This window comes from Streptomyces sp. NPDC059785 (assembly GCF_042732375.1).
Classification (GTDB): domain Bacteria; phylum Actinomycetota; class Actinomycetes; order Streptomycetales; family Streptomycetaceae; genus Streptomyces.
The window spans coordinates 21,943-46,557 of the sequence record NZ_JBHWHV010000058.1; the positions used below are offsets into that span (position 1 = coordinate 21,943).

The following is a 24,615-nucleotide window of genomic DNA, read 5'->3' on the forward strand; positions in this document are numbered from 1 at the left end:
GGCGCTGGGGACGGGCCTCAGTCCGGTCGTGCCGCCGGTTCCGCGGTCGCCGGGGACGGTGGTGTCTTCGGCGGGCGGTCGGCGGCGGTCCCGTCCTCACGAGCCAGCCGATGCGGCCACCAGACCCCCGGCCCGACGTCCAGGAAAAGGGCCGTGACCAGGACCGAGCGGACGATGAAGGTGTCCAGCAGGACGCCCAGGGCGACCGCGAAGCCGATTTCGGCGAAGGCGACCATCGGCAGGGTGCCCAGCGCGGCGAAGGTGCCCGCGAGGACCAGGCCCGCCGAGGTGATGACCGCGCCGGTCGCGGCCAGGCCCGTCACCACGCCCGCGCGGGTGCCCCGGCGGGCGGCCTCCTCGCGGATGCGGGTGGACAGGAAAATGTTGTAGTCGATGCCCAGGGCCACCAGGAAGACGAAGACGAAGAGCGGGAAGTCCGTCGACTCGCCCGCGTAGCCGAAGAGATGGCGGAAGGCGAACGCGCTCGCGCCCAGCGCCGCCGCGAACGACAGCACCACCGTGGCGATCAGCAGCAGCGGGGCCACCAGCGCCCGCAGCAGCAGCCCCAGGATCAGCAGGACGACCAGCAGGACCGCCGGGATGATCACGACGTTGTCGTGCGTGGTCGCCACGTCCATGTCGAGCAGCGCGGCGGTGCCGCCGCCCACCCGCGCGTCCGCGTCCGGCACGGTGTGCACGGCGTCCCGCACCCGCTCGACCGTCGCCTTGGCGGCCTCGCTGTCGGCCGGGTCGGTGAGGGTGGCCTCGTACAGCACCCTGCCGTCGTACGACGGCGCGGTACCGGTGGGTACGACGACACTGCCGGGGGCCACACCGGGCGTGCCGGCGACCGTGCTCCGTACCCGCGCGCCCTGCGCCTCGGCGCAGACGATCACCAGCGGGTCGCCGCTGCCGGCCGGGAAGTAGCGCGCCGACACCTCCTGGCCGGCGATCGAGTCCGGCCTGCCGGTGAAGGCGTCCGCGTTGCCGATGCCCTCCGCGCGCAGCTGGGTCAGGCCGAGGGACAGCACCGCGAGGGCGAGCGCGGTGGCTCCCCACACCACACGCGGGCGCCGGGCGATACGGCGGCCCACGCGCGCGGAGAGGCCGTTCGCGCTCGGGTCCGGGGAGCCGAAGTGCGGTACGGCGGGCCAGAAGATCCAGCGGCCGAAGACCAGCAGCAGCGCCGGGAAGAGGGACAGCATGGCGAGCAGGGCGACGGCCACGCCGATCGCGGCGACCGGGCCGAGCCCCCGCGTCGAGTTCATCTCGGCGGCCAGCAGCACCAGCATGCTGACGACCACGGTGGCGCCCGAGGCCAGAACAGCAGGGCCCGCCCGGTTCAGGGCCAGGGCCATCGCCTCGTGGCGGTCCTCGTGCCGGCGCAGCTCCTCGCGGTAGCGGGCGACGAGCAGCAGCCCGTAGTCCGTGCCCGCGCCGAAGACGAGCACCGTCAGGATGCCCGCGCTCTGCCCGTTGACCGTCAGATCGGCGTGCGTGGCCAGCAGGTAGACGACCGCCTGCGCGGCGAACAGGGCGACGACCACCGAGATCAGCGGTACGAAGAGCAGGGTCACGCTGCGGTAGGTGAGCAGCAGCATCACGATCACGACGCCCATCGCGGCGAACAGCAGCGTGGAGTCGATGCCCTCGAACGCCTCGGAGAAGTCCGCCGAGATGCCGCCGGGACCCGTGATGTGCACCGCCAGACCGCCGGAGCCGCCGCCCACCACCTCGCGCAGGGCGTCCACCGCCGGCGCGATCTCCTCCCAGCCCTTCTCGTCCATGGTGACCGGCACCAGCAGCTCGGCCGCCTCGGGCCCCTGCCGCCGGTCGTAGACGGGGCCGCGCGTCTCGGCACCGCGCAGCCCGTGCGCGGTCAGCTTCCTGGCCTCCCGGGCGTCCTCGGCGATGCGGGCACGGTCGGCCGCGGTGAGCCCGCCCACGCGCGCGTAGACGACGACCGCGGGGATCTGTTCGGGCCGGAACCCGGCGGACGTCCGCTGCACCTCGGTGGACTCCGCCGAACCGGGCAGCCAGGACGCCGCGTCGTTGTCCTGGGCGTCCGTGAGCCTCGACGCGAGCGGCGCCGCGATCACGAGCAGGACCAGCCACAGACCGACGATGAGCCATTTGCCGCGCCGCCCGCACACGAGCCCGATGAGCCCCTGGCGCACACGGCGTTCCCTGCCGTCCGTCATGGCCGTCCCCCGTAGCCGTCCCCCGTGGCCGCCCCGGCAGCCGTCCCTTCTGGCCGTCGCCGAAGCCGGTGGGCCGCCCAGCATGGCACGGCGGTGCCCGGCACCCCATACGCAGAAGGGACCAGGTCCGTGCCGGGACGGCGGGAGGAGCGTCCAGGTCCGTACCGGGGAGAGCAACCGGCGCCGGGCATGGCAGGCTTGGGGCATGGCCGTGCAGATCAACCCCAGCATCCTGTCCGCCGACTTCTCCCGTCTTGCCGAGGAGGCAAAGGCGGTCGAGGGAGCCGACTGGCTCCACGTCGACGTCATGGACAACCACTTCGTCCCGAACCTGACCCTCGGCGTACCGGTCGTAGAGTCACTGGCCCGGGCGACGGAGACGCCGCTGGACTGCCATCTGATGATCGAGGACCCCGATCGGTGGGCGCCCCAGTACGTCGAAGCGGGGGCCGGTTCCGTCACCTTCCACGCCGAGGCCGCCGCGGCGCCGGTGCGGCTCGCGCGCGAGATCCGCGCCAAGGGCGCCCGCGCCTCCATGGCGCTGAAGCCCGCGACGCCCGTCGAGCCGTACGAGGATCTGCTGCCCGAGCTGGACATGCTGCTGATCATGACGGTCGAGCCGGGCTTCGGCGGGCAGGCGTTCCTCGACATCATGCTGCCGAAGATCCGCCGTACCAGGGAGCTGATCAGCAAGCACGGCCTCGAGCTGTGGCTCCAGGTCGACGGTGGGGTTTCGGCCTCCACCATCGAGCGGTGCGCGGAGGCCGGCGCCGACGTCTTCGTCGCCGGATCCGCCGTATACGGCGCATCGGACCCGGCAGAGGCGGTACGTGCACTGCGCACCCGGGCGACGGCGGCGACGGCCGGCGCGTCCTGGGCGTGCGACCACTGAGCCAAGGGAACGTGAACGCCGCCCATCGGGGCGGATCAAGTGCGCCGGATCTGCAAGGATGAACGGCGAATCCAGAGTGTGAACAGCAGTGAGGAGAGCGCCGTGTCGGGTATGTCGGCGGGCCGCGCAGCCATGCGGATGGGACCCGCTGAGCTGGTCCAGGCGGCGGCCATGGCCCGCCGCTTCTACCTCGAGGGCAAGTCCAAGATCCAGATCGCCGAGGAGTTCGGCGTCAGCCGCTTCAAGGTGGCCCGGGTCCTGGAGACCGCCCTCGAACGGGACCTCGTACGGATCGAGATCCGCGTGCCGGCCGAGCTGGACGCGGAGCGCTCCGACGCGCTGCGCGCCCGCTACGGTCTCCGGCACGCCGTGGTCGTCGAGTCCCCGGCCGAAGCGGACGAGTCCCCCGACCCCGAGAACCTCGGCGAAGTCGCCGCCGACCTGCTCGGCGAGCTGGTCAACGAGGGCGATGTGCTCGGCCTCGCCTGGGGCCGCTCCACCATCCACATGGCGGCCGCGCTCGACCGGCTGCCGCCCTGCACGGTGGTCCAGCTGACGGGTGTCTACGACGCCGGTACCGCCGAGCGCGGTTCGGTGGAGGCGGTACGCCGCGCCGCGCAGGTGTCGGGCGGGGACGCCCACCCCATCTATGCGCCGATGCTGCTGCCCGACGCGGCCACCGCGGCCGCGCTGCGCAACCAGACCGGCATCGCCCGCGCCTTCGAGTACTTCGACAAGGTCACCGTGGCCTGCGTGTCCATCGGTTCCTGGGAGGCCGGGATCTCGACGGTGCACGACATGCTGAGCGACGAGGAGCGGTCGCACTACGCCTCGCTCGGCGTCGCCGCCGAGATGTCCGCGCACCTCTTCGACGCCGAGGGGCGCCGGGTCGGGCGCGACCTGGGGGAGCGGTGCATCACGGTCAAGGCCGACCAGCTCCGCCGGGTGCCGGAGGTCGTCGCGATCGCGGGCGGGCAGCGCAAGGCCGCCGCCATCGACGCGGTGCTGCGCTCCGGGCTCGTCACCAGCCTGGTGACGGACACCTCGGCCGCGGACAGCCTGATGACGGCGGGACCCACGCCGCGGCCCGCCCTGAACCGGGCGGACCCGGACGGGCTGGGCTGAGATGACGAGCGCCCCCCTGGGCGAGGCGCTGCGCGCGGTGGACGCGGCCGGCTGGCGGGTCACCGTCCTCGACCTCACCGGCGTCACCGACCGGGCCGGCCTCATGGATCGCTGCGTGAGCGCCCTGGGCCTGCCGGACTGGTTCGGCCGGAACTGGGACGCGCTCGCCGACTGCCTGGGCGACCCCGAGTGGGGCCCCGCGGACCCGGGCCGGCTGCTGGTGGTCGGCGGCTGGCAGGGGTACGCGGCGGCCCGCCCCGACGAGTGGCGGACCGCCCAGGAGATCCTGACGGGGGCGGCGGGGCGCCGCGGGAGCGGCGCCGCCCTGTCGGTGGTCCTGGCCCTCGAAGCGCCTCCCGGCGCCGACACGGCCCTTGGATGATCCGACAAGCCCTCCGCTGATCAGCCTGGATGATCTGCCGGGCCCGTTCCGGCCACCGGCCGTGGGAGAATGAAGTACGTGCTTTCCCCCTGGCTGACCTGTCCGGGGGCCACCTCTGATCGACTGGGATGAGCAGCACGTGCGTTTCCTCAACGACATCCAGCCCCCGTACGACCTGACGTACGACGACGTCTTCATGGTCCCGAGCCGCTCCTCGGTCGGCTCCCGGCAGGGCGTGGACCTCTCCTCCCCGGACGGTACGGGCACCACCGTGCCGCTCGTCGTCGCGAACATGACGGCGATCGCCGGGCGCCGGATGGCCGAGACCGTCGCCCGTCGCGGTGGTCTCGTCGTCATCCCGCAGGACATCCCGATCGATGTCGTCACCGAGGTCGTCTCCTGGGTCAAGGGCCGCCACCTGGTCCTCGACACCCCGATCACCCTCACCCCGCACCAGACCGTCGCCGACGCCCTGGCCCTGCTCCCGAAGCGCGCGCACAACGCCGCCGTCGTGGTCGACGAGGACGGCCGCCCGGTCGGCGTGGTCACCGACACCGACCTCTCCGGCGTCGACCGCTTCACCCAGCTCTCCGAGGTCATGTCCCGGGACCTGCTGCTGCTCGACGCGGACATCGACCCGCGGGAGGCGTTCAACCGGCTCGACGGCGCCAACCGCCGCTACGCCCCTGCCGTCGACGCCGACGGCAGGCTCGCGGGCATCCTCACCCGCAAGGGCGCCCTGCGCGCCACGCTCTACACGCCCGCCACCGACGCCCGCGGCCGGCTGCGCATCGCCGCCGCCGTCGGTATCAACGGCGACGTCGAGGGCAAGGCCAAGCAGCTCCTCGACGCGGGCGTCGACACCCTCGTCATCGACACGGCGCACGGCCACCAGGAGTCGATGATCAGCGCGATAAGGACCGTGCGCGCGCTGGACCCGGAGGTCCCGATCGTCGCGGGCAACATCGTCGCCGCCGAGGGCGTCAGGGACCTCATCGAGGCCGGCGCCGACATCATCAAGGTCGGCGTGGGCCCCGGCGCCATGTGCACCACCCGCATGATGACCGGCGTGGGACGGCCGCAGTTCTCGGCCGTCCTGGAGTGCGCCGCCGAGGCGAAGAAGTACGGCAAGCACGTGTGGGCCGACGGCGGCGTCCGGCACCCGCGCGACGTCGCCATGGCGCTGGCCGCGGGCGCGTCCAACGTGATGATCGGCTCCTGGTTCGCGGGCACCTACGAGTCGCCCGGCGACCTCCAGCAGGCCGCCGACGGACGGCTCTACAAGGAGTCGTTCGGCATGGCCTCGGCCCGCGCCGTCAAGAACCGCACCAGCGACGAGTCGGCCTACGACCGCGCCCGCAAGGGGCTGTTCGAGGAGGGCATCTCCCACTCGCGGATGTTCCTCGACCCGGACCGTCCGGGCGTCGAGGACCTGATCGACTCGATCATCGCGGGCGTCCGCTCGTCCTGCACCTACGCGGGCGCGGGCTCCCTGGAGGAGTTCGCCGAGAAGGCCGTCGTGGGCATCCAGAGCGCCGCCGGTTACGCGGAGGGCAAGCCGCTGCACGCGAGCTGGAGCTGACACCCGGCCGGCCTTCCGACGCCGGCCGACGTCCGTACGGCCCCTGTTGCCCCCCGGCGGGACGGCGGGGGCCGTAACGGTGGCGGCTCCCTCCCCGGGGACCGCCACCGCCGGTGCCGGACGCGGAGGCCCGCGCCCCGTCCCGTACCCCGGGCTCGTGTTCTACTTCAGCTACGGCGGCCGCCGCTCCCCGCGCCGGCGCTGTCCTTCACGTCCTCGCACAGAAGTGAACCCCCCGCCTTGCTGAACGATCTCGACGAACGAATCGTGCACGCCCTCGCCGAGGACGCCCGCCGTTCCTACGCCGACATCGGAGACCTCGTCGGCCTGTCCGCGCCCGCCGTGAAGCGGCGCGTGGACCGGCTGCGCGCCACCGGGGCCATCACCGGGTTCACCGTACGGGTGGACCCGGCGGCGCTCGGCTGGCGGACCGAGGGGTTCGTCGAGATCTACTGCCGCCGCAACACCTCGCCCGAGACCATCCAGCGCGGCCTGGAGCGCTATCAGGAGGTGGTCGCCGCCTCCACCGTCACCGGCGACGCGGACGCGGTCGTGCAGGTCTTCGCCTCCGACATGCGCCACTTCGAACGGGTCCTGGAGCGCATCGCGGGCGAGCCGTTCGTGGAACGGACCAAGTCGGTGCTGGTGCTCTCGCCCCTGCTGCGGCGGTTCTCGGCGGGTCCGGCGGCCTGAGAGCCTGTGTCTGAACCCCGGCCGGGCGCGCGACGCCTGGCACGCACTCCCCCTAGCTCTGCGAGCAGGGGGGACCCCCAGCCGCGTTGCCGAAACGCCCTGGTAGCTCCTCCCCCAAGGTCTTAAGGACCAGGGGGGACCCCCATGACGCCGCACGCTGATCCGACCGGGGTTTAGACACAGGCTCTGAGAGGTCCGCGCCCCGTCACGCGGCGCCGGCCGGGGCGCGCAACGAATCGCCGTCCGGGGTCCTGCGAACGCAATGAATCGGCCACCCGTGCGCAACGGCTGCCGCTTGTCCGGGTCAGGGCGCCGACCGTAGCGTCTTCATGGCCCCCCCGACCCCCCGTAGCGGTGAGGAACACGCATGCGCACAGCCCTGCTCCAGAGCTCCGGCCGCCCCGGCTCGGTCGACGGGAACCTGCGGGTTCTCGACGAGGCCGCGGGCCGTGCCGCCGCCGTGGGCGCCGGGCTGCTGGTCGCGCCGGAGATGTTCCTGACCGGGTACGCGATCGGCGACGGCGTCGCCCGGCTCGCCGAGCCGGCGGACGGCGCCTCGGCCGACGCGGTCGCCCGGATCGCCGCCCGGCACGGCGTGGCCGTCGCCTACGGCTACCCGGAGCGCGACGGCGCGGCCGTCTTCAACTCCGCCCAGCTCGTCGCCGCCGACGGCACCCGCGCGGCGAACTACCGCAAGACCCACCTCTACGGCCCCTTCGAGGGCGAGCACTTCCGCCCGGGCGACCGGCCGGTGGTCCAGGCCGAGCTGGGCGGGCTCCGCGTCGGCCTGCTGATCTGCTACGACGTCGAGTTCCCGGAGAACGTCAGGGCGCACGCCCTGGCCGGTACCGACCTGCTGCTGGTCCCCACGGCGCAGATGCACCCCTTCCAGTTCGTCGCCGAGTCCGTCGTCCCGGTGCGGGCCTTCGAGAACCAGATGTACGTCGCGTACGTCAACCGCACCGGGCCGGAGGGCGAGTTCGAGTTCGTCGGCCTCTCCGTGCTGGCCGGGCCCGACGGCATCGCCCGGACCCGGGCGGGACGCGGCGAGGAACTCGTCGTCGCCGACGCCGACCCGGCCTTCCTCGCGGCCTCGCGCGCGGCGAACCCGTATCTGCGGGACCGCCGTCCGGGCCTGTACGGGTCCCTGGTCTGAATCCCCCCGAGCCGCACCCGAGTTCTTCTTCTCACGCGCAAGGAGTCCGCACCCCATGACGTCCACGGTGCCCAACGCCATCGAGCACGCCGCCGCGGAGCAGCCGCCGATCACCATGTCCGGACCGGACTTCCCCTACGCCTACGACGACTTCCTCGCGCACCCCGCGGGGATCGGCCAGGTGCCCGCGACCGAGCACGGCACCGAGGTAGCCGTCATCGGCGGCGGGCTGTCCGGCATCGTGACCGCGTACGAGCTGATGAAGATGGGCCTGAAGCCGGTCGTGTACGAGGCGGACCGGATCGGCGGGCGGCTGCGCACCGTCGGCTTCGACGGCTGCGATCCCGCGCTCACCGCCGAGCTGGGCGCGATGCGCTTCCCGCCGTCCTCCACCGCGCTCCAGCACTACATCGACCTGGTGGGCCTGGAGACCCGGCCGTTCCCCAACCCGCTCGCCGAGGCCACACCGTCCACGGTGGTCGACCTCAAGGGCGAGTCGCACTACGCGCGGACCGCCGAGGACCTGCCCGAGGTCTACCGGCAGGTCGCGGCGGCCTGGAACGCCTGCCTGGAGGACGGCGCGGACTTCTCCGCCATGAACCGCGCCCTGCGCGAGCGCGACGTCCCGCGCATCCGCGAGATCTGGTCACGGCTGGTCGAGAAGCTCGACAACCAGACCTTCTACGGGTTCCTCTGCGACTCGGACGCCTTCACGTCCTTCCGGCACCGTGAGATATTCGGCCAGGTCGGCTTCGGCACCGGCGGCTGGGACACCGACTTCCCGAACTCCGTCCTGGAGATCCTGCGGGTCGTCTACACCGAGGCGGACGACCACCACCGCGGCATCGTCGGCGGCTCCCAGCAACTGCCGCTGCGGCTGTGGGAGCGCGCGCCGGAGAAGATCGTGCACTGGCCGTACGGCACCTCGCTCGCCACGCTGCACACCGGCGGCGAGCCGCGCCCGGCCGTGACCCGGCTGACCCGCACGGCGGGCAACGGGATCACGGTCACCGACGCGCACGGCGACATCCGTACGTACCGGGCGGCGGTCTTCACCGCGCAGTCCTGGATGCTGCTCTCCAAGATCGCCTGTGACGACGCGCTCTTCCCGATCGACCACTGGACCGCCATCGAGCGCACCCACTACATGGAGAGCTCCAAGCTTTTCGTGCCGGTGGACCGGCCCTTCTGGCTCGACAAGGACGCGCGCACGGGGCGGGACGTCATGTCGATGACGCTGACGGACCGGATGACGCGGGGTACGTATCTGCTGGACGACGGGCCGGACAAGCCCGCGGTCATGTGCCTCTCGTACACCTGGTGCGACGACAGTCTGAAGTGGCTGCCGCTGTCCGCGAACGAGCGGCTGGAGGTCATGCTGAAGTCGCTCGGCGAGATCTACCCGGACGTCGACATCCGCGGCCACGTCATCGGCAGCCCGGTGACCGTCTCCTGGGAGAACGAGCCCTGCTTCATGGGCGCGTTCAAGGCCAACCTGCCGGGCCACTACCGCTACCAGCGGCGCCTGTTCACCCACTTCATGCAGGACGCGCTGCCCGCGGACCGGCGCGGCCTCTTCCTCGCGGGCGACGACATCTCCTGGACGGCGGGCTGGGCCGAGGGCGCCGTCCAGACCGCGCTGAACGCGGTCTGGGGCGTCATGCACCAACTGGGCGGCGCCACCGACCCGGCCAACCCCGGCCCCGGCGACGTGTACGACGAGATCGCACCGGTTCTGCTGCCCGAGGACTAGGGAACGGCGGTCGCTCAGACCCCGGCCGCCCGCGCCGCCGTGAAGACCTGCGCGGCCACGTCCACGAGTTCGCCCGCGTCGCGCGTCGTGCTCTGGAGGTCGATCAGGATTTCGTCGAGGCCGACCTCGGCGTGGGCGGCCAGGTCCGTGACGATCTGCTCGACGCTGCCCTGGAAGGGCCTGCGGTCCGCCCCCTCGTACGGAGCGGGGGAGTACTCGGCGTTGGCCCGTACCACCGTCCGCAGCGGGCCGGTCCGTCCGCGCTCGTCTGCCAGGTCCCGCAACTGCCGCCATTGCCCGGCGAGTTGAGCGGCACCCGTGCCCACAGGCAGCCAGCCGTCCGCGTGGTCGACGAGCCGCCGCCGGGCCCGCCCGGTGTTCGCGGCCAGCAGGATCGGGATCGGCCGGGCGGGCTTGGGCCCGACCGCGGCCGACGGGACGTGGGTGAGCTTGCCGTCGTAGACCACCGGGTCGGGGCCCCAGACCGCGCGGCACACCTCGATCACCTCGTCGAGCACCTGGCCGCGCTCCTCGAAGGGCCGCACCGAGGCCGCCGCGTACTCGTCGTGCGACCAGCCGGTGCCGAGGCCCGCGACGACCCGGCCGCCGCTCGCCGCGTCGAGCGTGGCGAGGGACTTGGCGAGCTGGAAGGGCACGTGCAGCGGGGCGATCAGCACACTGGTGCCGAGCAGGGCGCCGCGGGTGGCGGCCGCCGCGAGCGTCAGGGTGACCAGCGGTTCGGCGACGCCCCGGTACCGCTCCGGCCAGGGCAGCCCCTCGATGCCGTACAGACCCTGGGTCGCGGGGTCCGGGAACAGGGCCCGTTCGAACACCCACAGACTCCCGTAGCCGATGTCCTCGGCGGCGCGGGCCACGTGGGGCACGTCCCGTCCGAGGTCGTACTGCCGCATCTGAGGGAGGCCGAGGCCGAGCCGGATCGCCATACGGGGGTGCTCCTTCGCGTCGCGCCGGATGTGCCTGCAACGTACATCCGTTGTACGGGAGGTGTGGGTGGCACGGCGCGAGGTGGCCGGTAATCGTCCAACGGTCAACCAGCACGGCCGAACGGGTACCCGTGCCGCCCGGGTACCCGTGCCGACCGGGTTCCGGCGCCGGTTCAGTCCGGCAGCGGTGTCAGCAGCATCCGGCCGACCAGGCCCACCGCGGAGTCGAGCCGGTGCACGGTCTCCGCGGCCAGTTCGGGCAGTGCGCGCAGCGCCCACAGCGCCCGCGCGGCCGACCAGGTGGCCTCGCGCGCCCGCTCCAGGCTCCACGAGCCGAGCAGATGGGTGAGCGGATCGGCGATCTGGAGCAGATCGGGCCCCGGCATCAGGTCCTCGCGGATGTGCTCCTCAAGCGTGACCAGGAGGTCGCCCACGCGGTCGAACTCGTCCTCCAGATCGGCGGGTTCGCAGCCGAGGCCGCGGCAGGTGTCCACGACGGCCAGCGCCAGGTCGTGCCCGATGTGCGCGTTGATGCCGGCCAGCGCGAACTGGAGCGGCCGTACGCCGGGATGGCGGCGGAACTGGAGCAGCGGCCGCCAGCAGGCGGGCGGCGGCCCGGCCTCCGCCACCGTGAGGAAGCGCTGCGCGAACCGCACGTCCAGCGTGGCCGCGGCCTCCGCGTCCGGGAAGTGACCCATCTCCAGCCGCCGGGCGACCTCCTCCGTGACGGTCAGATAGACGCGGTTGAAGACGGCGACACCGTCCCGCGCGGGCAGCCTTGCGTCGAGGGCCCGCATCCGGTGGAGGACGGTGTCCACGGGGGTGGAGAACTGCTGCGACTGCGCCATGGGGGCAGCGTCCCAGCCCCGGCCCGGCCGGCGCGCCGCCGGGCCGGGCGCTTCCCCGGAACGGGGGAACGGGAGAACGGGGGGCGTGGACCGACGGGGACGCCGTACGCCGGGGAAGCCGGGGACGCCGGGGACGCCGTAAGCCGGAGAAGCCGGGGCCGCCGTACGTCGTACGCCGTACTTCTAGGAACCGGTGTGCCGGTTCCGGCCCCGCGCACCGCCGCAGGCGGGGGCACCGTCCCCGCCGTCCCCGCCCTCCCCGTCGTCGTACGAGGACGTGCCCGAGTCGAGCAGCGGCTCCTGGGTCTTGAGGTGGGCCGGGGCCATCGCGCGCAGGGCGTGGTAGCCGGTGATCACGACGAGGGTGCCGAGCGCGATGCCGCTCAGCGAGAAGTTGTCGGTGAACTCAAGGGAGACGCCGCCGACGCCGATGATGATGCCCGCGGCGGCCGGCACCAGGTTGAGCGGGTTGCGCAGGTCGACCCGGGCGTTGAGCCAGATCTGCGCGCCGAGCAGGCCGATCATGCCGTACAGGATGACGGTGATGCCGCCGAGCACGCCGCCCGGGATGGCGGCCACGACCGCGCCGAACTTCGGGCAGACGCCGAAGAGCAGCGCGAAACAGGCGGCGGCCCAGTACGCGGCGGTCGAGTAGACCCGGGTCGCGGCCATCACGCCGATGTTCTCCGAGTACGTGGTGTTGGGCGTGCCGCCGACCGCGGTGGAGAGGATCGAGGCGGCGCCGTCGGCCGCGATCGCGGTGCCCAGTTTGTCGTCGAGCGGGTCGCCGGTCATCTCGCCGACCGCCTTCACGTGGCCGGCGTTCTCGGCGACCAGCGCGATCACCACGGGCAGTGCGACGAGGATCGCCGACCACTGGAAGCTCGGGGCGTGGAACGACGGCAGCCCGACCCAGTCCGCCTGCGAGACGCCCGACAGGTCCAGACGCCAATGGTCGGTGAGCTTCCCGCTCGCGTCCACCGAGTGGATCTTGCCGAAGACGCGGTCGAGGACCCAGGAGAGCAGGTAGCCGAGGACCAGGCCCATGAAGATCGCGATCCGGGACCAGAAACCGCGCAGGCACACCACGGCCAAACCGGTGAACAGCATCACGATCAGCGCCGTCCACTGGTCCTGCGGCCAGTAGGTGGAGGCCGTCACCGGCGCGAGGTTGAAGCCGATCAGCATGACGACCGCGCCGGTCACGATCGGCGGCATCGCGGCGTGGATGATCCGCGCGCCGAACCGCTGCACGGCGAGGCCCACCAGGAACAGCGCCACGCCGACCACGAGCACCGCGCCGGTCACGGTCGCGCTGGTGCCGCCCTGCGCGCGGATCACCGCGGCGACGCCCACGAAGGACAGGGAGCAGCCGAGGTAGCTGGGCACCCGGCCGCGGGTGGCGAGCAGGAAGATCACCGTCGCGACGCCGGACATCATGATCGCGAGGTTGGGGTCGAGCCCCATCAGGACGGGCGCGACGAAGGACGCTCCGAACATGGCGACCACGTGCTGGGCGCCGAGTCCGATCGTGCGGGGCCACGACAGCCGTTCGTCGGGGCGGACAACCGCTCCGGGCGCGGGCGTCCGCCCGTCGCCGTGCAGCTTCCAGCGCACGCCGAGATCCATGGTGAAATTTCGCTTTCCTAGTGTCTGAAGATCAGCGTCATGGTAGTGCGGTGTGTCTGTGAGCCGCTGTCCGAGGCGTTCCCCCGGCTCTCTCCGCAGGGGCCGGGCGAACACCCAGGTCAGCCGCTGCTGAGCGGTTGCTTAGGATAAAGGCGAACCAACGCTTCGCCCCGCAGCCAGGAGCCCCGCCCGTGACCGTCACCGCATCGCCCGCCGTCCCCGCCCCCGCGTACGGGCGGCTCGTCCCCGTCACCGTCCACTTCGACGACCTGGACGCGCTCGGACTGCTGCACAACGCCCGCTACCCGGTCATGGTCGAGCGCGCCTGGACCGCGCTGTGGCAGGAGCACGGCTTCGGCTTCGCGGGTGACTGGGCGGCGGCGGGCGACTTCTGCAACGCGGTCAAGGAGCTGCGGATCAGCTACGACGCGCCGGTGAACCGGCCGGGGGAGTACGCCGTGCACCTCTGGCTGGAGCGGCTCGGCACCACCGGCCTGACCTACGGCTTCCGCTTCTGCTCCGCCGACGGCACGGTGACGTACGCCGGGGGCAGCCGGGTCCTTGTCAGGCTCGACGCCGGGACGCTGCGGCCGGTGCCGTGGAGCGAGCGGTTCAGGGCCGTGGGCCGGGAACTGCTGCGTCCGGCGCGGTGACCTCGGCGGCGGGCCTGCGGTCGCCCGCGCGCAGCACCCCGGCGAACATGACGAGGCCGCAGGCCAGGAAGGTGACCAGGCCGAACGAGACCATCAGGCTGGTCGCCTGGGCCAGCGTGCCGATCGCGCTCGGGGCCACGAGGCCCGAGGTGTAGGTGATGGTGGCGACGCCCGCGATGGCCTGGCTGGGGTTCGGGCCGCTGCGGCCCGCCGCCGCGAACGCCAGCGGTACGACGATCGCGATGCCGAGGCCCATCAGCGCGAAGCCGGCCATCGCCGGGGCGGGATGCCGGGCGAGAACCACGAGCAGCCCGCCGAGCGTCGCCGCGAGGCCGCCCGCCCGTACGGTCCGTACGGCGCCGAAGCGGTCCACGAGCCGGTCGCCCGCGAACCGGGCGATCGCCATGGTGAGCGTGAACCCGGTGGTGCACGCGGCGGCCAGCCCCGCCGAGGCCGCGAGCCGGTCCCGCAGGTAGACCGCAGACCAGTCCAGGCTCGCGCCCTCGGCGAACACCGCGCAGAACCCGACCGCGCCGATCAGCAGCGCCGACACGGGCGGCAGCGCGAAGTGCGGCGGCGGTTCCTCGCCCTCGGCGGGGCCCAGGTCGAGCACCCACCGACAGGCGACCAGACCGGCCGCGGTCAGCACCGCGGCCGCCAGCGCGTGGTGCAGCCGCGCGTCCGCGCCCAGGTGCGCGGCCAGGGTGCCGGCCGCCGAACCGGTCAGCGTGCCCGCGCTCCACATGCCGTGCAGCCCCGACATGATCGACTTGTTGAGCCGGTTCTCGACCTCGACGCCCAGCGCGTTCATCACCACGTCCGCCATTCCGGCCGAGGCGCCGTACGTGAAGAGCGCCAGGCAGAGCGTGGGCAGGTTCGGGGCCAGGGACGGCAGGGTCAGGGAGAGGGTCCACATCGCGAGCAGCCCGCGCAGTGCCGTACGGCTGCCGAAGGTGTGGGTGATGCGGCTGGCGAGCGGCATCGCGACGGAGGCGCCGATCGCCGGGAAGGCGAGCGCGATGCCGAGCTGGCCCGCGCTGACCGAGGCGTGCTCCTGGATCCACGGCACGCGGGTGGCGAAGGAGCCGGTGACCGCGCCGTGCACCGCGAAGACGGCCGACACGGCGTACCGCGCCCGCCGCAGCCCGGCTCTGTCGAGTGCCACTTCCGCCATGGTGTCGCCGCCCTCCCGGCCCTGCCTCCCCGCTGGCCGGAGTAGGCCGCCGTAAATTATCAGGAACCCTGCCTGATAAATAGACGGCACAGGGCCCCGGGGAGCGCGGCGCCGTACCCCGGTGATCTGGAAGGATCCCGGCATGCCAGCATCCCCGCGCACCGCACGGGCCATCAACGACCGGCTCGCCCTGCGGCTGCTGCAACAGCAGGGCCCACTGACCGCGGGGCAGTTGAAGCAGCTCACCGGGTTGTCCCGGCCCACGGTCGCCGACCTGGTGGAACGCCTCGCGGCCGGCGGCCTGATCACGGTGGTGGGGGAGTCGGGGGAGCAGCGCCGCGGCCCGAACGCCCGGCTGTACGGCATCGTCGCCGACCGCGCGCAGCTGGCCGCGCTGGACGTCCGTACCGAGGGGGTCACCGTCGTCGTGACGGACCTGCTCGGGGCCGAGCTCGCCCGGGCCTCGGTCCCGATCGCGGGCGACGCCCAGACGGCGGGCGCCGTCGAGCAGGCGGTCGCCCTCGTCCAGCGCACGGCCGGGGAGGCGGGTGCGGACCGGCTCCACACGGTGGGCGTCGGGGCGCCCGGCCTCATCGACCCGGTGACCGGGGAGCTGCGCGACTCCTCGGGGCTGCCCGAGTGGCACCGCCGGCTGGCCGCGGCCCTCCACGCGCGCACCGGCGCCCGCGTCCTGCTGGAGAACGAGACCAACCTCGCCGCCCTCGCCGAACAGCGCGAGGGCGCCGCCCGCGACCGCGACACCTTCGTGCTGCTCTGGCTCGGCCACGGCACGGGCGCCGCCGTCGTCCTCGACGGCACCCTGCGCCGCGGCTCCTCCGGCGGCACGGGCGAGATCGGCTTCCTGCCGGTCCCGGGCCCGCCCGCCCTGCCGTCGGCGACGGACTGCGAGGGCGGCTTCCACTCCCTCGCGTGCGGCGCGGCCGTCGCCCGCCTCGCGGCCGAGCACGGCGTCGAGGCGCGGCCGGCGCCCCACGAACTCCCGGCGGCGGCGCTGGTCCGGACGGCGGTGGCGGCACTCCGGGGCGACGACGAGGCGGGCGCGGTCGTCCCCGGCGGTCCCGGCTCCGCGTACGACGGTTTCCTCGACGTCCTGGCGGACCGGCTCGCCATCGGTGCCGCGTCCGTCATCGCGGTGCTCGACCCCGGGTGCGTGGTGCTCGGCGGTGAGCTCGGCCGGGCCGGGGGAGAGGTGCTGGCGTCCCGGGTCGCCCGGCGCCTCGCGCGGATGTCGCCGCTGCCGACCGAGGTGCGGGCGAGCGGACTCGGCGGCGGCGCGGTGCTCAGGGGCGCCCTGCTGACGGCGCGCGACGGCGCCCAGGACGAGCTGTTCGCGCCGGGCATCTGACCGGGGACCGTTGCGGTGACTGACCGGGGACCGTTCCGGTGACCGGCCGGTGACCGGTCCGGCGACTGGCCGGGGACCGTTCCGCGGGCCCGGGGAGAAAGACCCGGCGGCGGGGCAAGGGCCGTCGTCACCGCCGCCGGGCCGCTGGTGGGGTCGGGCGCTGCCGGACAGTGATCGCCGACCCTAAAAGGACTAGACCACGACGTCAATAGGTACGGACCTGCCCTCGGGCGTGCGCCCGGCGCAGGCCAAGGGCGCTGTGCCGGACGGCAGTTGGGCGAGCGGCCCCCGGGCACGGACCCCGTACGGCGTCCTGTGAGCCAGCCCACAGGTCCCCCCTCCCCTCCTGCCGATCGGGCGTGGCACACTGGCCCTGTACCAGAAGCAGCGCACTCCGGGGTCGGTGAAATTCCGAACCGGCGGTTACAGTCCGCGACCCGGCCGCATCCAGTGGCCGGTTGACCAGGTGAAATTCCTGGACCGACGGTTAAAGTCCGGATGGGAGGCAGTGCGCGGCGGGCGGGCATCGAGCACGCCGCCGCAGTGGGTCTGTTCCGTGTGGACAGTTCCCCCGTCCGGCGTAGCCCCCGGTGTCGCAGTCCGCTCACTCTGTCGTCATCGACAGGCCCCGGAGTCCGTGCCCGAAGAGGCAGGAGGACCCGGGAAGTGTTCACCGGAATCGTCGAAGAGCTGGGCGAAGTCACCGCTGTCGAGAATCTCGGCGACGCCTGTCGCTTCCGGCTGCGCGGCCCCGCAGTCACCGAAGGCGCCCGCCACGGAGACTCCATCGCCGTCAACGGCGTGTGCCTGACGGTCGTGGACCTGGAGGGCGACGAGTTCACCGCCGATGTCATGGCCGAGACGCTCAACCGCTCCAGCCTCGGCGTCCTGGCCACCGGCTCCCGCGTCAACCTCGAACGCCCCACCGCGGTGGGCGCGCGCCTCGGCGGCCACATCGTGCAGGGCCACGTCGACGGCACGGGCGCGGTCATCGAGCGCAAGCCGTCCGAGCACTGGGAGATCGTGAAGATCTCGCTGCCCGTGGACCTCGCCCGCTACGTGGTCGAGAAGGGCTCCGTCACGGTCGACGGCATCAGCCTCACCGTGGTCGACGTCGGCCCCGACCACTTCACCGTCAGCCTCATCCCGACCACCCTCGCGCTGACCACCCTGGGCCTGAAGCAGCCCGGCGACCCGGTCAACCTCGAGGTGGACGTCATCGCCAAGTACGTCGAGCGGTTGCTCGGCACCCGCGCGGAGCAGCCGGCCGGGCTGCCCGGCACCCGGGGGGACGCACAGTGAACTGGCTCAACTCCGAGGCCTTCGCGCTCTTCGGGCAGCACATCAAGTGGTCCGACATGGTCGGCAACACGATGGGTCTGATCGCCCTCGCGCTCGGCTGGCGCCGCTCGATATGGACCTGGCCGGCCCAGCTGCTGTCCGGCCTCATCCTGCTCGGCGCCTTCGCCACGGCCCACCTCTCCGGCAGCGCCGGGAAGCAGCTCGTGGTGATCGTCGTCGCCGTCTGGGGCTGGTACCAGTGGACCCGCGGCGCCCGCAGCGCCCAGGACGGCTCCATCGCCGTACGGTTCGCCACCTGGCGCGAGCGCGCGTACCTCGCGGGCGGCGCCCTCGTGGGCACCCTGGCCGTCGGCGGCCTGTTCACCGCCTACCCGACGCTGTCCTGGGACCCCTGGCCGGACGCGTACGTGTTCGTCGGCACGATCGTCGCCATGTACGCGCAGGCGCGCGGCATGGTCGAGTTCTGGTTCGCCTGGCTGCTGGTCGACCTGGTGGGTGTCCCGCTCAACTTCGCCAACGGCTTCGCCTTCTCCGGCTTCGTCTACGTCGTCTACGGCGCGCTCGTCCTGTGGGGCATGCGCGACTGGTGGCAGCGCTCCCGCCGGACCCCCCGCCCCACCCTGGAAGGAGCCCCGGCATGACCACGGCACCGGTCTGGTACAGCACTGGGCACGAGCAGGACACCTCCGACCTGGCCCTCGACCCCGTCGAGCAGGCGATCGCCGACATCGCGGCGGGCCGCCCCGTCGTGGTCGTCGACGACGAGGACCGCGAGAACGAGGGCGACCTCGTCCTCGCCGCCGAGAAGGCGACCCCCGAGATCGTCGCCTTCATGATGAGCGAGTGCCGCGGCCTGATCTGCGCGCCCATGGAGGGCGACGAGCTGGACCGGCTCCGGCTCCCGCAGATGGTCGAGAACAACACCGAGTCCATGCGGACGGCCTTCACCGTCTCCGTCGACGCGAGCGCCGCGCACGGCGTGACCACCGGCATCTCGGCGGCCGACCGGGCCGCCACCCTCCAGCTCCTGGCCGGCGGCCGGGCGGCGGCCGGCGACTTCGTCCGGCCCGGCCACATCTTCCCGCTGCGCGCCAAGCCGGGCGGCGTCCTGGTCCGCAACGGCCACACCGAGGCCGCCGTCGACCTGGCCCGCCTCGCCGGACTGCGCCCGGCCGGCGCGATCGTCGAGATCGCCGGCGAGGACGGCCGGATGCTGCGGCTGCCCGAGCTGATCCCGTTCGCCCGCAGGCACGGCCTGTCGATCATCTCCATCGAGGACCTGATCGCCTACCGCAGGACCGCCGAGCCCACCGTCCGCCGCGAGGCCGCCGTGCAGCTCCCCACCGAGTTCGGCGAGTTCACGGCCTACGGCTACCGCTCCACCGTCGACGGCGTGGAGCACGTCGCCCTGGTACACGGCGACCTCGGCGACGGCACGGACGTCCTGGTCCGTGTGCACTCCGAATGCCTCACCGGGGACGTCCTGCACTCCCTGCGCTGCGACTGCGGCCCCCAGCTCCAGACGTCGCTGCGCGCCATCCGTGACGAGGGCCGCGGCATCGTCGTCTACCTGCGCGGACACGAGGGCCGAGGCATCGGCCTGCTCTCCAAGCTCCGCGCGTACGAACTCCAGGAGCGCGGCCGGGACACCCTCGACGCCAACCTGGAACTGGGCCTGCCCGCCGACGCCCGGGACTACGCGGCCGGCGCCCGGATCCTGGCCGACCTCGGCGTGCGCAGCGTCCGGCTGATGACCAACAACCCCGAGAAGAGCGACGCGCTCCTGCGGCACGGCATCGAGGTCAACAGCCGGGAGCCGATGCCCGTGCAGGCGGGCGAGCACAACCTGCGCTACCTGCGGACCAAGCGCGACCGCATGGGGCACGACCTGCCCTGGCTGGACACGGCCCCCGTGTCCGCCTGCGGCAATCAGTAGAACCACTCAGCGACGTAGAACAGAGCACGAGGAGAGACGTGAGCGGCAAGGGTGCACCCGAACTGTCCGTACGCAACTGCGGCGACCTGCGGGTCGCGGTGATCGCGGCACAGTGGCACGAGAAAGTGATGGACGGCCTCGTGGACGGCGCCCTGCGCGCCCTCGGCGAGCTGGGGATCGACGAGCCGACCCTGCTGCGGGTGCCCGGCAGCTTCGAGCTCCCGGTCGTCGCCAAGGTCCTCGCGGGCCGCGGCTACGACGCGATCGTCGCGCTCGGCGTGGTGATCCGCGGCGGCACCCCGCACTTCGACTACGTCTGCCAGGGCGTCACCCAGGGCCTCACCCAGGTCTCCGTCGAGACCGGCGTCCCCGTCGGCTTCGGCGTGCTGACCTGCGACACCGAGGAGCAGGCCCTCGACCGTGCGGGCATCGAGGGCTCCCGCGAGGACAAGGGCCACGAAGCGGTCACCGCCGCCGTGGCGACCGCGGCCACACTGCGGTCGGTATCCGAACCCTGGCGCTGAGGCACCGGCCGTTGCGCGTAGGCTAGGCACACCATGTCCAAGAAGACTTTCGAGGAGCTCTTCACCGAGCTCCAGCACAAGGCCGCCGACGGCGACCCGGCCACCTCCCGCACCGCAGAACTGGTCGGCAAGGGGGTCCATGCCATCGGCAAGAAGGTCGTCGAAGAGGCCGCCGAAGTCTGGATGGCCGCCGAGTACGAGGGCAAGGAAGCCGCCGCCGAGGAGATCTCGCAGCTGCTCTACCACGTCCAGGTGATGATGGTCGCCCGCGGCATCACCCTCGACGACGTCTACGCCCACCTCTGAGCCACCGCTCCTGATCCCACCCTCCCCAGCGAACGAAGGAAGCCGACCTCATGCTGCGCATCGCCGTCCCCAACAAGGGTTCCCTGTCAGGCCCTGCGGCGGAGATGCTGCATGAGGCCGGCTACCAGCAGCGCCGGGAGTCCAAGGAACTGCGCATCGTCGACCCGGTCAACGAGGTCGAGTTCTTCTACCTGCGCCCCCGGGACATCGCCATCTACGTGTCCTCCGGGCGGCTCGACATCGGCATCACCGGACGTGACCTGCTGATCGACTCCGGGGCCAGCGCCGAGGAGATCCTGCCGCTCGGCTTCGCCCGGTCCACCTTCCGCTTCGCCGCCAAGCCCGGCACGGCCGAGGGCATTAAAGACCTCGCGGGCCGGACCGTCGCCACCTCCTACGAGGGCATCGTCGACAAGCACCTCGCCGACCAGGGCGTCGACGCCTCCGTCGTCCACCTGGACGGAGCCGTGGAGACCGCCATCGAGCTGGGCGTCGCCGAGGTCATCGCGGACGTCGTGGAGACCGGCACCTCGCTGCGCAACGCGGGCCTGGAGGTCTTCGGCGAGCCGATCATGAAGTCCGAGGCCGTGGTCGTGCGCCGGGTCGGCGCCGGGACCGAGGAGCCCAAGGTCCAGCAGTTCCTGCGCCGCCTCCAGGGCGTCCTGGTCGCCCGGACGTACGTGATGATGGACTACGACTGCCGCGCCGAGCACCTGGAGCGGGCCGTCGCCCTCACCCCGGGCCTGGAGTCGCCGACCATCTCGCCGCTGCACAACGAGGGCTGGGTCGCCGTCCGCGCGATGGTCCCCACCAAGGAGGCCCAGCGGATCATGGACGACCTGTACGAGCTGGGCGCGCGGGCCATCCTGACCACCGCCATCCACGCCTGCCGCCTCTGACCGGGACACAGGACACCAGGACACCCACCATGTCGGACCTCCCCGCGCTCCCCGTCACCTTCCGGCCGGCCCGCACCCGGGCCGTGCTGCTCACCGCGGGCCTCGTCATCTTCGTGGTCATCACGGCGGTGGCGCTCCTCCTCGAGCAGCTCAGCCCGGCGGAGCGCACCAGCTTCGTCTTCACCGCGGCGCTGCTCTTCGCCGTGCTCGTGCTGCTCGCCCGGCCCAAGGTCGTCGCGGCGGAGAGCGGGATCACCGTCGTCAACATCGCCACTACGCGGCGCCTCGACTGGGCCGAGGTGCTGCGGGTCAACCTGCGCCCCGGCGACCCCTGGGTCTTCCTCGACCTGAGCGACGGCACCAGCCTGGCCGCCCTCGGCATCCAGCCCGGCATCGCCAAGCGGCGCGCCATCGACGACGCCCGCGCGCTGCGCGCCCTCGTCGAGGCCCGCTCGGCCGAGGGTCCTGCCAAAGACGCGTAAGCGGATTCACAGGCAACGGCGCGTAAGCGGTTTCACAGACAATCAGGGACGGCTCAGGGGATTCTCCCCTGCCGCCCTGGCCCCTGTCTTGATTAATCTGGTGACGGCAGACGTTCTCGTTGCGTCTCCGCCTCTGAGTGCCGACCGGTGCCAGGGGCTCCTGCTACCCGAGGAGTGACTCCCTCCAGCGATGGACGGATCGTCCTGTAGTACCTGCGCCGCCCCCTCCGGTTCTGCCGAGGCGGCGGCATGACCATCTCCCTGCTGCTTCTCGCGGCGGCGTTCCTGTTGATCCTCGCCAACGGCTTCTTCGTCGCGGCGGAATTCGGCCTCGTCACGGTCGAGCGCCCCGACGCCGAGCAGGCCGCCGCCCAGGGCGACCGCCGTGCCCGTACGGTCGTGAACTCCCTGCGGGAACTGTCCTTCCAGCTCTCCGGCACCCAGCTCGGCATCACCATCACCTCGCTGGTCGTCGGCATGCTCGCCGAGCCCGCGCTCGCCGATCTGCTGCACGGCCCGTTCACCGCGCTCGGCATCCCCGAGGGCGCGGTCTCCGGGGTGGCCGTCGTGGTCGGCATGCTGCTCGCCTCGGCCGTCCAGATGGTGATCGGCGAGCTGGTCCCGAAGAACTGGGCGGTCTCCCGGCCGCTCCAGGTCGCGCGCTTCGTCGCCGGCCCCCAGCACGTCTTCGCCCGGCTCTTCCGCCCGGTGATCGCCGCGCTGAACACGGTGGCCAACCGGCTCGTGCGCACCCTGGGCGTCGAGCCCGCCGAGGAGCTGGCCTCCGCGCGCACCCCCGGCGAGCTGGTCTCCCTGGCGCGGCACTCCGCCCAGGCCGGTGCCCTGGAGCAGGACACGGCCGACCTTTTCGTACGGACGCTCTCCCTCGGCGAGCTGACCGCACAGCACGTCATGACCCCCCGGGTGAAGGTCAGCGCGCTCCAGTCCTCGGCCACCGCCGAGGACGTGGTGAACCTGACCCGGGCCACCGGCCTGTCCCGCTTCCCCGTCTACCGGGAGCGGATCGACGAGATCGTGGGCATGGTCCACCTCAAGGACGCCCTCGCGGTGCCCGCGCACGACCGGCTGCGCACCCCCGTCGGCCGGATCGCCCAGACCCCGCTGCTCGTGCCGGAGACCCTGCCCGTGCAGCCGCTTCTGGAGCAGCTGCGCAGCCAGCAGCCGATCGCCGTCGTCGTCGACGAGTACGGCGGCACGGCAGGCGTGGTCACCCTGGAGGACATCGTCGAGGAGATCGTCGGCGAGGTGCGTGACGAGCACGACGGGCAGGACCTGCCCGAGCTCGCGGCCGCACCGCCCGAGGACGGGCGGCCCGCCTGGGACGCCGACGGCAGCTGCCGTGTCGACGCCCTGCGCCGCATCGGCCTGGAGGCGCCCGAGGGCCCGTACGAGACGGTCGCCGGACTCGTCGCCGATCTGCTCGGCCGGATCCCGGCGCCGGGGGACCGGGCCGAGCTGCCCGGCTGGCGGCTGACCGTGCGCCAGGTCGGGCACTACCGGGCCGAGCGGGTCCGGGTGGTCAGGCTGGCGGACGTACCCGCCGTGGCGGAGGCGGTCCGATGACTCTCCTCCAGCTCCTCTTCGCCGCCCTGCTCGTGCTGGCCAACGGCTTCTTCGTCGGCGCCGAGTTCGCTCTGGTCTCGGTCCGCCGCAGCCAGATCGAACCGCTCGGCACGGCCCGCTCCCGGCAGGTGCTGTACGGCCTGGAGCGGCTGCCGCAGATGATGGCCGCCGCCCAGTTCGGCATCACGGTCTGCTCGCTGACGCTGGGCGCGGTCGCCGAGCCCACCGTCGCCCATCTGCTGGAGCCGGTCTTCGAGGCGGTCCGGCTGCCCGAGGGCATGATCCACCCCCTCGGCTACATCATCGCGCTGGCCGTCGTCGTCTTCCTCCACCTCGTCATCGGCGAGATGGTCCCGAAGAACCTGGCGATGGCCGCGCCCGAGAAGACCGCGCTGTGGCTCAGCCCCGGCCTGGTCGCCTTCGCGCGCCTGTGCCGCCCGGTCACGGTCGCCCTCGGCGCCTGCGCCCGGGTGATCCTGAAGCTGTTCGGCGTCGAGCCCAGGGACGAGGTGGAGGCCGTCTTCACCAGCGAGCAGCTCAACCGCCTGGTCGAGGACTCGGGCCAGGCGGGCCTGCTCGACCCCGAGGAGCAGGAGCGCCTGGAGGACGCGCTCGAACTGGGCTCTCACCCGGTCACCGACGTGCTCCTCGACCGCGCCTCGCTGGTGACCGTCGACCCGTCGGTCACCCCCGGCCGGATCGTCGAGCTGACCGCCCGCACCGGCTACTCGCGGTTCCCGGTGGCCGCGGAGACCGGCGCCTTCATGGGCTATCTGCACGTCAAGGACGTACTCGATCTGGAGGAGTCGGACCGGGCGGTCCCGCAGCAGCTGTGGCGGCCCATGACGACCCTGCGGGCCGAGCTGCCCCTCGATGACGCCCTGACGGTGATGCGCCGGGCCGCGACCCATCTGGCCCAGGTCGCCGACGCCTCGGGCAGGGTGCTCGGCCTGGTCGCCCTGGAGGACGTCCTGGAGCTGCTGGTCGGCGAGGTCCGCGACCCCGCCCACCGGGACGCGCGGCCCGTACGGGTCTCGGAGCCGCGGATCAGCGCGGCCCCGGCGACGCCGGAGGAGGCGCTGGCGAGCTGACCGTGCGCTGCGGGTCGGCGGATGTCCCATCCGCTGACCCGCTCCCGGTCCGCACAGCCGCTGACGGGTCCCGCGGTTCTCGGCCGTCGGTCA

23 protein-coding genes and 1 riboswitch are annotated in these 24,615 nt (G+C 72.8%); of the genes, 18 read left to right on the plus strand and 5 right to left on the minus strand.

Going from position 1 to position 24,615, the window contains the following annotated elements; all coding sequences use genetic code 11:
- Window positions 1-17: 17 nt before the first annotated feature.
- Entirely contained in the window at window positions 18-2,201 is a 2,184-nt protein-coding gene (locus tag ACFV6E_RS33485; RefSeq protein ID WP_385175971.1) for an MMPL family transporter, read from the minus strand.
- Window positions 2,202-2,406: 205 nt separating this feature from the next.
- On the opposite strand from ACFV6E_RS33485, the gene rpe reads away from it, so the two are divergent.
- The 7 genes from rpe (at window position 2,407) to ACFV6E_RS33520 (ending at window position 9,784) form a co-directional block, all read left to right on the plus strand.
- A complete protein-coding gene (gene rpe, locus ACFV6E_RS33490; RefSeq protein ID WP_385175974.1) occupies window positions 2,407-3,093 on the plus strand; it encodes a ribulose-phosphate 3-epimerase in 687 nt (228 codons plus the stop codon).
- Between the two features lie 78 nt (window positions 3,094-3,171).
- Window positions 3,172-4,218 carry a sugar-binding transcriptional regulator gene (locus ACFV6E_RS33495; protein ID WP_385175977.1) on the plus strand — a complete coding sequence of 349 codons (1,047 nt, stop codon included), beginning with the start codon at window positions 3,172-3,174 and terminating at the stop codon, window positions 4,216-4,218.
- 1 nt (window position 4,219) lies between these two features.
- Window positions 4,220-4,600 carry a barstar family protein gene (locus ACFV6E_RS33500; RefSeq protein ID WP_385466879.1) on the plus strand — a complete coding sequence of 127 codons (381 nt, stop codon included), beginning with the start codon at window positions 4,220-4,222 and terminating at the stop codon, window positions 4,598-4,600.
- Window positions 4,601-4,739: 139 nt separating this feature from the next.
- Window positions 4,740-6,182 carry a GuaB1 family IMP dehydrogenase-related protein gene (locus tag ACFV6E_RS33505; RefSeq protein WP_385175983.1) on the plus strand — a complete coding sequence of 481 codons (1,443 nt, stop codon included), beginning with the start codon at window positions 4,740-4,742 and terminating at the stop codon, window positions 6,180-6,182.
- A 240-nt stretch (window positions 6,183-6,422) separates the two neighbouring features.
- Window positions 6,423-6,875, plus strand: coding sequence for an Lrp/AsnC family transcriptional regulator (locus ACFV6E_RS33510; protein ID WP_385175986.1), 453 nt, complete (start codon window positions 6,423-6,425; stop codon window positions 6,873-6,875).
- A 367-nt stretch (window positions 6,876-7,242) separates the two neighbouring features.
- Complete coding sequence (locus tag ACFV6E_RS33515; RefSeq protein WP_385175989.1) at window positions 7,243-8,031, plus strand: carbon-nitrogen hydrolase family protein; 789 nt, start codon at window positions 7,243-7,245, stop codon at window positions 8,029-8,031.
- Between the two features lie 55 nt (window positions 8,032-8,086).
- Window positions 8,087-9,784, plus strand: coding sequence for a flavin monoamine oxidase family protein (locus ACFV6E_RS33520; protein WP_385466882.1), 1,698 nt, complete (start codon window positions 8,087-8,089; stop codon window positions 9,782-9,784).
- 14 nt (window positions 9,785-9,798) lie between these two features.
- Here the strand turns inward: ACFV6E_RS33520 and ACFV6E_RS33525 are convergent, their stop codons facing one another.
- The 3 genes from ACFV6E_RS33525 to ACFV6E_RS33535 form a co-directional block, all read right to left on the minus strand.
- Window positions 9,799-10,728, minus strand: a complete 930-nt coding sequence (locus ACFV6E_RS33525) for an LLM class F420-dependent oxidoreductase (RefSeq protein WP_385175995.1) — start codon at window positions 10,726-10,728, stop codon at window positions 9,799-9,801.
- Window positions 10,729-10,901: 173 nt separating this feature from the next.
- Complete coding sequence (locus tag ACFV6E_RS33530; protein ID WP_385466885.1) at window positions 10,902-11,576, minus strand: DUF5995 family protein; 675 nt, start codon at window positions 11,574-11,576, stop codon at window positions 10,902-10,904.
- A 183-nt stretch (window positions 11,577-11,759) separates the two neighbouring features.
- Window positions 11,760-13,205: a uracil-xanthine permease family protein gene (locus tag ACFV6E_RS33535; protein WP_385174542.1), complete on the minus strand. Its 1,446-nt coding sequence runs from the start codon at window positions 13,203-13,205 to the stop codon at window positions 11,760-11,762.
- Between the two features lie 191 nt (window positions 13,206-13,396).
- On the opposite strand from ACFV6E_RS33535, the gene ACFV6E_RS33540 reads away from it, so the two are divergent.
- Window positions 13,397-13,858: an acyl-CoA thioesterase gene (locus tag ACFV6E_RS33540; RefSeq protein ID WP_385174539.1), complete on the plus strand. Its 462-nt coding sequence runs from the start codon at window positions 13,397-13,399 to the stop codon at window positions 13,856-13,858.
- Here the strand turns inward: ACFV6E_RS33540 and ACFV6E_RS33545 are convergent.
- Window positions 13,818-15,032, minus strand: coding sequence for an MFS transporter (locus tag ACFV6E_RS33545; protein ID WP_385174536.1), 1,215 nt, complete (start codon window positions 15,030-15,032; stop codon window positions 13,818-13,820). The two genes, ACFV6E_RS33540 and ACFV6E_RS33545, sit on opposite strands and share 41 nt — an antisense overlap.
- Window positions 15,033-15,174: 142 nt before the next feature.
- Here ACFV6E_RS33545 and ACFV6E_RS33550 point away from each other — a divergent pair, with 142 nt between their 5' ends.
- From ACFV6E_RS33550 to ACFV6E_RS33595, 10 genes are all read left to right on the plus strand, one after another.
- Window positions 15,175-16,398 (plus strand): ROK family transcriptional regulator, encoded by a 1,224-nt coding sequence (locus ACFV6E_RS33550; RefSeq protein ID WP_385174533.1) that lies wholly within the window; start codon window positions 15,175-15,177, stop codon window positions 16,396-16,398.
- Window positions 16,399-16,783: 385 nt separating this feature from the next.
- Window positions 16,784-16,914, plus strand: a riboswitch (FMN riboswitch).
- A gap of 150 nt (window positions 16,915-17,064) precedes the next feature.
- Window positions 17,065-17,700, plus strand: coding sequence for a riboflavin synthase (locus ACFV6E_RS33555; RefSeq protein WP_385174531.1), 636 nt, complete (start codon window positions 17,065-17,067; stop codon window positions 17,698-17,700).
- On the plus strand, window positions 17,697-18,341 hold the full coding sequence (locus ACFV6E_RS33560; RefSeq protein WP_385174528.1) for a nicotinamide riboside transporter PnuC: 645 nt from the start codon (window positions 17,697-17,699) through the stop codon (window positions 18,339-18,341). The genes ACFV6E_RS33555 and ACFV6E_RS33560 overlap by 4 nt, the downstream gene beginning before the upstream one ends.
- Window positions 18,338-19,636: a bifunctional 3,4-dihydroxy-2-butanone-4-phosphate synthase/GTP cyclohydrolase II gene (locus tag ACFV6E_RS33565; RefSeq protein ID WP_385174525.1), complete on the plus strand. Its 1,299-nt coding sequence runs from the start codon at window positions 18,338-18,340 to the stop codon at window positions 19,634-19,636. Before ACFV6E_RS33560 ends, ACFV6E_RS33565 begins: the two co-directional genes overlap by 4 nt.
- A 38-nt stretch (window positions 19,637-19,674) precedes the next feature.
- Window positions 19,675-20,160 carry a 6,7-dimethyl-8-ribityllumazine synthase gene (ribH, locus tag ACFV6E_RS33570; RefSeq protein ID WP_385174522.1) on the plus strand — a complete coding sequence of 162 codons (486 nt, stop codon included), beginning with the start codon at window positions 19,675-19,677 and terminating at the stop codon, window positions 20,158-20,160.
- Window positions 20,161-20,193: 33 nt separating this feature from the next.
- Entirely contained in the window at window positions 20,194-20,466 is a 273-nt protein-coding gene (locus ACFV6E_RS33575) for a phosphoribosyl-ATP diphosphatase (RefSeq protein WP_385174519.1), read from the plus strand.
- 50 nt (window positions 20,467-20,516) lie between these two features.
- Complete coding sequence (hisG, locus tag ACFV6E_RS33580; RefSeq protein WP_385466887.1) at window positions 20,517-21,365, plus strand: ATP phosphoribosyltransferase; 849 nt, start codon at window positions 20,517-20,519, stop codon at window positions 21,363-21,365.
- A 29-nt stretch (window positions 21,366-21,394) separates the two neighbouring features.
- On the plus strand, window positions 21,395-21,847 hold the full coding sequence (locus ACFV6E_RS33585; protein WP_385174513.1) for a PH domain-containing protein: 453 nt from the start codon (window positions 21,395-21,397) through the stop codon (window positions 21,845-21,847).
- A gap of 249 nt (window positions 21,848-22,096) precedes the next feature.
- Window positions 22,097-23,431, plus strand: a complete 1,335-nt coding sequence (locus ACFV6E_RS33590; protein ID WP_385174510.1) for a hemolysin family protein — start codon at window positions 22,097-22,099, stop codon at window positions 23,429-23,431.
- Complete coding sequence (locus tag ACFV6E_RS33595) at window positions 23,428-24,522, plus strand: hemolysin family protein (RefSeq protein ID WP_385174507.1); 1,095 nt, start codon at window positions 23,428-23,430, stop codon at window positions 24,520-24,522. The genes ACFV6E_RS33590 and ACFV6E_RS33595 overlap by 4 nt, the downstream gene beginning before the upstream one ends.
- Window positions 24,523-24,615 lie beyond the last annotated feature (93 nt).